We start from the raw sequence: 6,734 nt of genomic DNA, 5'->3' as shown, positions 1-6,734 counted from the left end.
TGGGTGGACAGTGCGCACCTGCGCCGCTTCGACTATCCGCTGTTCTTCCGCTCCGTGCCGCCGGTGGTGCGCCGGCGCATCGCCGAGGCGCACATGGGCGGACTGGACCTGCCCCACGCGGTGTTCGAACGGGTGGTGGCCAACGAGCACAACACCCCGGCGGCGATCGCGAAGGCAGCGCGGGTGGCCGGGCGGACGGATGCCAAGGCGGTGGCCGTGGAGAATGTGCTCCGCCAGACCTCGCTGCTGCTCGGCGGTCAGCCGGCCGGCGGGCGGCGCAACGGCATCGTGCCCTTCGATCTGAGCCTGCTCAACGCCAACCGCGACCTGGTGGCGCTGCGTGACGGTCTGATCGTGCGGCCGAGCGCGAGCCTGTGCTTCTACGGTCCGCCAGGCACCGGCAAGACCGCGTTCGCACGTCATCTGGCCGAGAGTATGGGCCGCGAGGTTATGGTGCGGCGCGCCTCCAGCATCCTGGGCTCCTACGTGGGTGAGACCGAACGCAGCATTGCCGCCATGTTCATGGAGGCGGCGGAGATGGACGCGGTGCTGGTGCTCGACGAGGCGGACAGCTTCCTGGGCGACCGGCGTGGCGCCCACCAGCAGTGGGAGGTCACCCAGGTCAACGAACTGCTCACGCAGATGGAGGCCTTCGAGGGCGTCTTTATCGCCACCACCAACCTCAAGTCGAACCTGGACCCGGCGAGCATGCGGCGTTTTGCGCTCAAGCTGCGCTTCGATCCCCTCGCACCGGGGCAGCGCGAGCGGCTGTTCGACGCCACCCTGGTGGCGCTGGGCGGCGAGGGCAAGGCGGCACGCTTCGCTGACGCCCTGCGCCAGCTCGATGCGCTCACGCCGGGGGATTTCGAGGCGGTCGCCCAGCGCCTGCACCTGCTCGGCGAGCCGGTGGACGGCGACCGTCTCTATCGGGAGCTCGTCGACGAGGTTTCGGAGAAGGGCGGCACTACGCGCCCGGTCGGCTTCACCGCCAGGCTGTGAGGCGCCGCCGGTTCAGGCGGTGACGATCTGCACCCGCTCCCCGTCGAAGGCCAGGCGGCCGGCGATGGGCGCCATCGCCGGCAGCGGTGCGGGATAGCTCCAGGCGACGTCGGCCAAGACGGCGGGACCCGTGCGGGCGCCGAAGTACTCGGCCTCACCCTTGAGCGGACAGTGCGTCCGCGTTGCCGTGGGTGTCAGAAGCCCCATCTCGACCCCGGCCCGGGGGAAATAGTAGCGCACCGGGTAACCGGTCTCGTGGAGTTCGATTACGTCCGTGCTGTCTGCCAGGCAGTGTCCGTCCAGAAGGACCTGGAGACGGCCGGAACCATGTCTCAGGCGGATACGATCCGCTGCATGCGACTCTGCCATTTTCGCCGTTCCCGGTGGTATTGTTGAAGCACCAAGGGCGGGTCGCGGAAGTTCGTATCCCGCCGCGTAGGGAGAATAATAACAACATCGATCCTGAACCGACCCGAGGAAACCCTGTGAGCAGCGACGTCACCGTGGACCGCAAGTCCCCGCCGATGCGACTGCGTCCATGCCGGTCGTGGCGCCGGGAGGGCCGATGACCCCCGATACCGAGGCCGCGCTGGAGCACTGCCCACACCTGCCGACCATGCCCGGCATCGCGACCCGTATTCTCGAGATGGGACGCGATCCGGAGGTGGATATCGCCGACCTCGCCGCGCTGCTGGTCAAGGACCCGGCGCTGGCGAGCCGCATCCTGCGGGTGAGCAATTCCCCGCTATACGGTCAGCGCCGGCGCAGCGACAACATCCGCCAGGCCGTTATGGTGCTGGGACTGAACACGACCATGACGCTGGCGCTGAGCTTCTCGCTGGCGGATGCCCTGCGCGGGCGCGGCGACGGGCGCGCGATTCGGCTGGTCTGGCGCCGCGCACTGATCGCCGCCACCGCCTGCCGCATCCTCGGCGAGGAGATCGGCCACCCGGGCAAGGAGGAGTTCTTCCTCGCGGGCCTGCTCCAGGATATCGGCATCCTGGCGCTGGAGGTCGCGGTCCCCGAGCTCTATGAGCCCCTGGTGACGGAGGCCGATACCCACGATGCCCTGGTCGCACTGGAGTCCGTCCATCTGCAATCCGGTCACTGCGCGGTGGGCGCCTGGCTGATGGAGCGCTGGGGGCTGCCCCGCTATCTCGTGAACACCGTGCTCGGCAGCCATGACCCGGAAACCGACGCGATTCCGGACGAGGACCGGGAGCTGGCGCGCTGTGTGGCGCTGTCCGGCCGTATCGCCGACCTGTTCCTCCATGACAGCGACCGTGCGGAATCCTCGGCGCGGCTTGCGGATGCCGCATCGGCGTGGCTCGGGCTCGGCGGGGACGCCGTCGCCGCGGTGATCGACCGCGTCGGGGAGGGGCTGCCGGAGGCGGCGCGGCTGTTCGATACCCCGCTGCCGTCGGCTCGGGTGGCGGCAGGGGTGATCGAGGAGGCGCGCGAGATGCTGATGATGCGCAATCTCCAGCTCCTGCAGGAGACCAGCGAGCAGCGCCTGCGTTTCCACGAGCTCGAGCGCACGGCGAAGCACTGGGAGGAGGTGGCGAACCACGACCCGCTGACCGGGGTGTACAACCGGCGCTATTTCGACGAGCGCATGGCGCACGAGTTCGCGCTCGCCACCGAGAGCGGCTGGCCCCTGAGTATCGGTTTCGTGGATCTCGACCAGTTCAAGGCGGTCAATGACCGTCATGGCCACCAGGTGGGCGATCAGGTGCTGGTGGGCGTTGCCGGGATGATGGCGGCGCGGCTGCGCCAGCGCGACCTCGTCGTTCGCTACGGCGGCGAGGAGTTCCTCGTCCTGCTGCCCGGTACGACGCTGAGCGACGCAATGGCGGTCTGCGAGCGTCTGCGCAGCGCGGTCGCCGCGGTCGCTCACCGGGATGGCGAGGGGCGCCCCTTCCATATCACCACGTCCATCGGCGTGGCCGCACACATGGATGCCGGGCGGTGTTACCCCAGTGTGGACGTGTTCATCGGCGCCGCCGACCAGGCGCTGAACCTCGCGAAGGCGCACGGCCGCGATCGCGTCCAGCAGTCACCGGATACGCCCACGACGAACCGTCCCTGAAGACCGTTGCGCCCGGGCGCCGGGTGTCGTCGCCCGACGTCGCCGCGGTCACGGCGCCGGCATGTCCGGCGCTCCCCGGACGCTGTTGCGGAGCGCCGGTATACTGCCCTGATCATACGTAGTGTCACCTCCCGGGCCGCACGCGGTGAGCGCCGCCCGGGCACGTGGAGCAGGAGGGGATCGATGCGCCCACTGGAGCAGGACCCGGCATGGCAGCAGCTGGCGTCCCATCACCGGCGGCTCGCCGAGTGCCGTATCGACGCGCTGTTCGAGGCGGATCCCGAACGCTTCGAGCGCTTCAGCCGGCGTGAAAACGGGCTGCTGGTGGATTTCTCCAAGAACCGGCTGGACGTGGCCGCCCTGGAGGCGTTACTGGCGCTGGCGCGGGCGCGGGACGTGCCGGCGCGCCGGGACGCCATGTTCGCCGGCGACGTCGTCAATCCGACGGAGGAGCGCGCCGCGCTGCACGCGGCGCTGCGTACGCCGGAGATCGCGGATCACGCTGGGGTCTCGCGGCCGGTCTCGGACTGTCTCGGACAGATGGAGGCCTTCGCCGCCGGCGTGCGGGACGGCACGGTCACCGGGGCGGATGGCCGTGCCTTCACCGATGTGATCCACATCGGTATCGGCGGCTCCGACCTGGGGCCGCGGCTGCTGGCGGATGTCGTACTGTCACCGGAGAACGACGGTCCGCGGCTGCATTTCGTCTCCAGTGCCGACGCCCAGGCCCTGCGTACGGTCCTCGCCGGCCTCGATCCTGCGACCACGCTGGTGGTGGTTGCGACCAAGAGCGGCGGCACGCGGGAGACGCTCCTCAACGCCGGTACCGCCCTGTCCTGGTTCGCCGCACGACTGGGGCGCGATCCGGCCCTGACGCACCATTTCGTCGGCGTGACCGGGAAGCCGGAGCGCCTCGCCGACGCCGGCCTCGAGGTCGGCCGGACCTTCCCCCTGTGGGACTGGGTCGGCGGCCGCTATTCGGTGTGGTCCGCGGTCAGCGTCTCGGTGATGATTGCCGCCGGTACGGCGGTCTTCCGTGAGTTCCTTGCCGGCGGTGCGGCGATGGACCGGCATTTCCGCGATATGCCCCTTGCCGATAACCTGCCGGTGCTGCTGGCACTGGTGAACGTCTGGAACACGACGGTCCTCGGTGCGGCCAGCCAGGTCGTGCTGCCCTACGACTGGCGCCTGCGCCGGCTTCCCGCGTACCTTCAGCAGGCGGTGATGGAGAGTAACGGCAAGTCCGTGACCGTCGACGGCACCCCGGCGGGGACCGGCACCGCGGCGGTGCTCTGGGGGCGGTCCGCCATCGACGGTCAGCATGCCTTCTACCAGTTCCTGCACCAGGGTACCCAGGTAGTGCCGGCGGAGTTCATCTGCGCCATGGAGGACGGGCGTGACGCCCCGGCGCACCGGCGCGAGCTCCTCGCCAACTGTCTCGCCCAGTCCCGGGCGCTGATGTGCGGTGTCGCCCCGGAGAGCCTGGTGGCAGAGGAGGGCATGGCGGAGCTGGAGCCGGAACGACGGCGGCTCCTGCTGGCGCACAGGACCCATGTCGGGGACAGGCCGTCCAACACGCTTCTGATGCGTCGCGCCGACGCCGGACACCTCGGCCGGCTGGTTGCGCTCTACGAGCACCGTATCTTCGTCGAGGCGACGATCTGGGGGATCAACCCCTTCGACCAGTGGGGCGTGGAGCTGGGCAAGCGCCTGGCGGGTGACCTTCGGGCATGCCTTGGCAGCGACACGGTTCGGCAGGATCTGGACGGTTCCACCGCCGGGCTGGTGGCGTGGCTGCGCGGCGGGGACGGGTAGGATACGCTGCGGTCAGCGCGGCGTGAGCACGCCGAACCAGTGTTCGGCGGTTTGACGTTCCACCCAGTCCATATCGAAGCCGGCGGTAGTGGCTAGCTCGTTCAGGTGCGCCGGGCCCATACGCGAGGCGAGCCCGGGGCCGACGAGCCCGGGGCCGTCCGGTGCGAACTCGGCCACCAGTAGACGGGCGTCGTCGGCCAGCAATCCGCGGAGGTGGGCGAGAAAGGCGCCGGGGTCGTCGGCGTGGTGAAGGACCATGGTCAGCAGTGCCGCCTCCACCGGCGCCGGCAGAGCGGTGAGGGCGGCGACATCCGCCACCGCGGCATGGAGGTGGTGGAGCTGGTGCAGTGCGGCGGTGCGCCGCAGCAGCTCGATGGCCTCCGGATCGCGGTCGAAGGCGTATACCGTGCCGGTGGCGCCGACGCGCTCGGCGGCGCGCAGCGCAACGTAGCCGCCGCCGCAGCCGAGGTCGGCCACCGTCGAACCGTGGCCTAGGCGCAGGGCGTCGAACCATTCGCCCACCAGCAGTGTCCGCTGGGCCTGGCGGGCGAAGGTCCGGACGGGGTCAGTACCCGCGTGCGAAGTCGATGACATAGTCGAGCGCCTCGCCGTCCCGGTATCTGGCGTAGTTGCGGCGGAAGATCTCCACGATGTCCTCCGGGAAGCTCTCGGCAGCCACGTGGGGGGTCACGTAGCAGTTCTCCAGGTCCCAAAGCGGGCTGTCCGCCGGTAGCGGCTCGGTCTCGAAGACGTCGAGCACGGCCCCGGCGATGTGCCCGTCGCGCAGGGCCTCGGCGAGGGCTTCGCTGTCGATCAGCGGTCCGCGGCCCACGTTGACCACCCAGGCGCGCGCTGGCAGGCGCTTCAATGCCTCGGCGTCGACGAGGTGGTGAGTCTCCGGTGTGTCCGGCAGTGTCAGCACGAGGTAGTCGAGCCCTTCAAGGAACTCACCCCACTCGTCGCCGGCGTAGACGCGGCGCACGCCGGGGACATCGCTCGCGCGGCGCTTGTAGCCGATCACATCGAGGCCGAAGTGGTTCGCGGTGCCGGCGATGTGCTGGCCGATGGAGCCGAGGCCCGCGATGCCCATGGTCCGCCCGCCGAGGCCGCGGTACTGACGCTCGGCCCACACGTGCCCGCGCTGCTGCTCGCGCAGGGCGAAGAACTGGCGTTCCAGGGCAATGAGCCAGCCGAGCACGTATTCGCTCATCAGCGGGCCGAACACGTCCTTCACGCCGGTGAGGGTGTAGCCACGGGGCAGCCCGTCCTCGAGCAGGGCGTCGACGCCGGCGAAGGTGGACTGCACCCAGCTCAGGCGGTCGGCCGCGTCCAGGACCTGCGCCACCAGCGCGGGCTTGCCGAGGATGATGTCGCACTCCGGCGCGAGCGCACGGCCCTGGTCGGCGTCGGTCGCGACGTGGAGCGTCAGCCCGGGCAGCTCGGTACCCTGGAGCAGATCGTTATAGACGTCGGCATCCTCGGAGAGGATCAGCGCGCGGTTCATCGGTGGCCTCCCGCTCGGGTGAATGGAACGACGCCCAGCATAGCGCAGACGCCTGGCGTGTCCATGCCGGATGTAGTGGTCACGCCTGCGGGTGTGCCGGGATCGGGAAGATCAGATCGTAGGCCAGGTTGTAGAGGTACGTGTACACCAGATAGAAGAGCATCAGCGCGACGTTCATGGTCAGCGCCGCCGACAGCGTGTAGTCCATCCACCACATTACCGGCACGAGGGTGATCACGAGCATGCCCAACTCGAAGGCAAGGGCGTGCCAGATGCGCTCGCCCGGGGTCTTGTAGACACGGCCCGTGAACCGGCGCAGGGCATGGT

General features: G+C 69.6%; 7 protein-coding genes. 3 read left to right on the top strand and 4 right to left on the bottom strand.

All coding sequences use genetic code 11. The annotated features are described in order from the left end of the window. Positions 1-999, top strand: a 999-nt coding sequence (locus tag G7A99_RS15220) for an ATP-binding protein (RefSeq protein WP_163141630.1), incomplete at its 5' end; no start/stop codon positions are given. Between the two features lie 12 nt (positions 1,000-1,011). Here G7A99_RS15220 and G7A99_RS15215 read toward each other — a convergent pair. After that, positions 1,012-1,368, bottom strand: a complete 357-nt coding sequence (locus G7A99_RS15215) for a DUF427 domain-containing protein (RefSeq protein ID WP_163141627.1) — start codon at positions 1,366-1,368, stop codon at positions 1,012-1,014. Between the two features lie 196 nt (positions 1,369-1,564). Here G7A99_RS15215 and G7A99_RS15210 point away from each other — a divergent pair, with 196 nt between their 5' ends. Together G7A99_RS15210 and pgi are read left to right on the top strand one after the other, a co-directional pair. Then, entirely contained in the window at positions 1,565-3,088 is a 1,524-nt protein-coding gene (locus G7A99_RS15210; protein WP_018717002.1) for a GGDEF domain-containing protein, read from the top strand. Positions 3,089-3,271: 183 nt separating this feature from the next. Further along, on the top strand, positions 3,272-4,903 hold the full coding sequence (pgi, locus tag G7A99_RS15205; protein WP_163141624.1) for a glucose-6-phosphate isomerase: 1,632 nt from the start codon (positions 3,272-3,274) through the stop codon (positions 4,901-4,903). A gap of 12 nt (positions 4,904-4,915) precedes the next feature. On the opposite strand, the gene G7A99_RS15200 is transcribed toward pgi, so the two are convergent. From G7A99_RS15200 to G7A99_RS15190, 3 genes are all read right to left on the bottom strand, one after another. Continuing rightward, complete coding sequence (locus tag G7A99_RS15200; RefSeq protein WP_084594063.1) at positions 4,916-5,497, bottom strand: class I SAM-dependent methyltransferase; 582 nt, start codon at positions 5,495-5,497, stop codon at positions 4,916-4,918. Further along, a complete protein-coding gene (locus G7A99_RS15195) occupies positions 5,469-6,407 on the bottom strand; it encodes a D-2-hydroxyacid dehydrogenase (RefSeq protein WP_018716999.1) in 939 nt (312 codons plus the stop codon). Before G7A99_RS15195 ends, G7A99_RS15200 begins: the two co-directional genes overlap by 29 nt. 79 nt (positions 6,408-6,486) lie before the next feature. Next, positions 6,487-6,734, bottom strand: a 248-nt coding sequence (locus tag G7A99_RS15190) for a chlorhexidine efflux transporter (RefSeq protein WP_305792324.1), incomplete at its 5' end; no start/stop codon positions are given.

The organism is Arhodomonas sp. KWT, assembly GCF_010993615.1.
The sequence above is the reverse complement of the archived record's forward strand: the minus strand, read 5'-3'. Positions and strand labels throughout refer to the sequence as shown.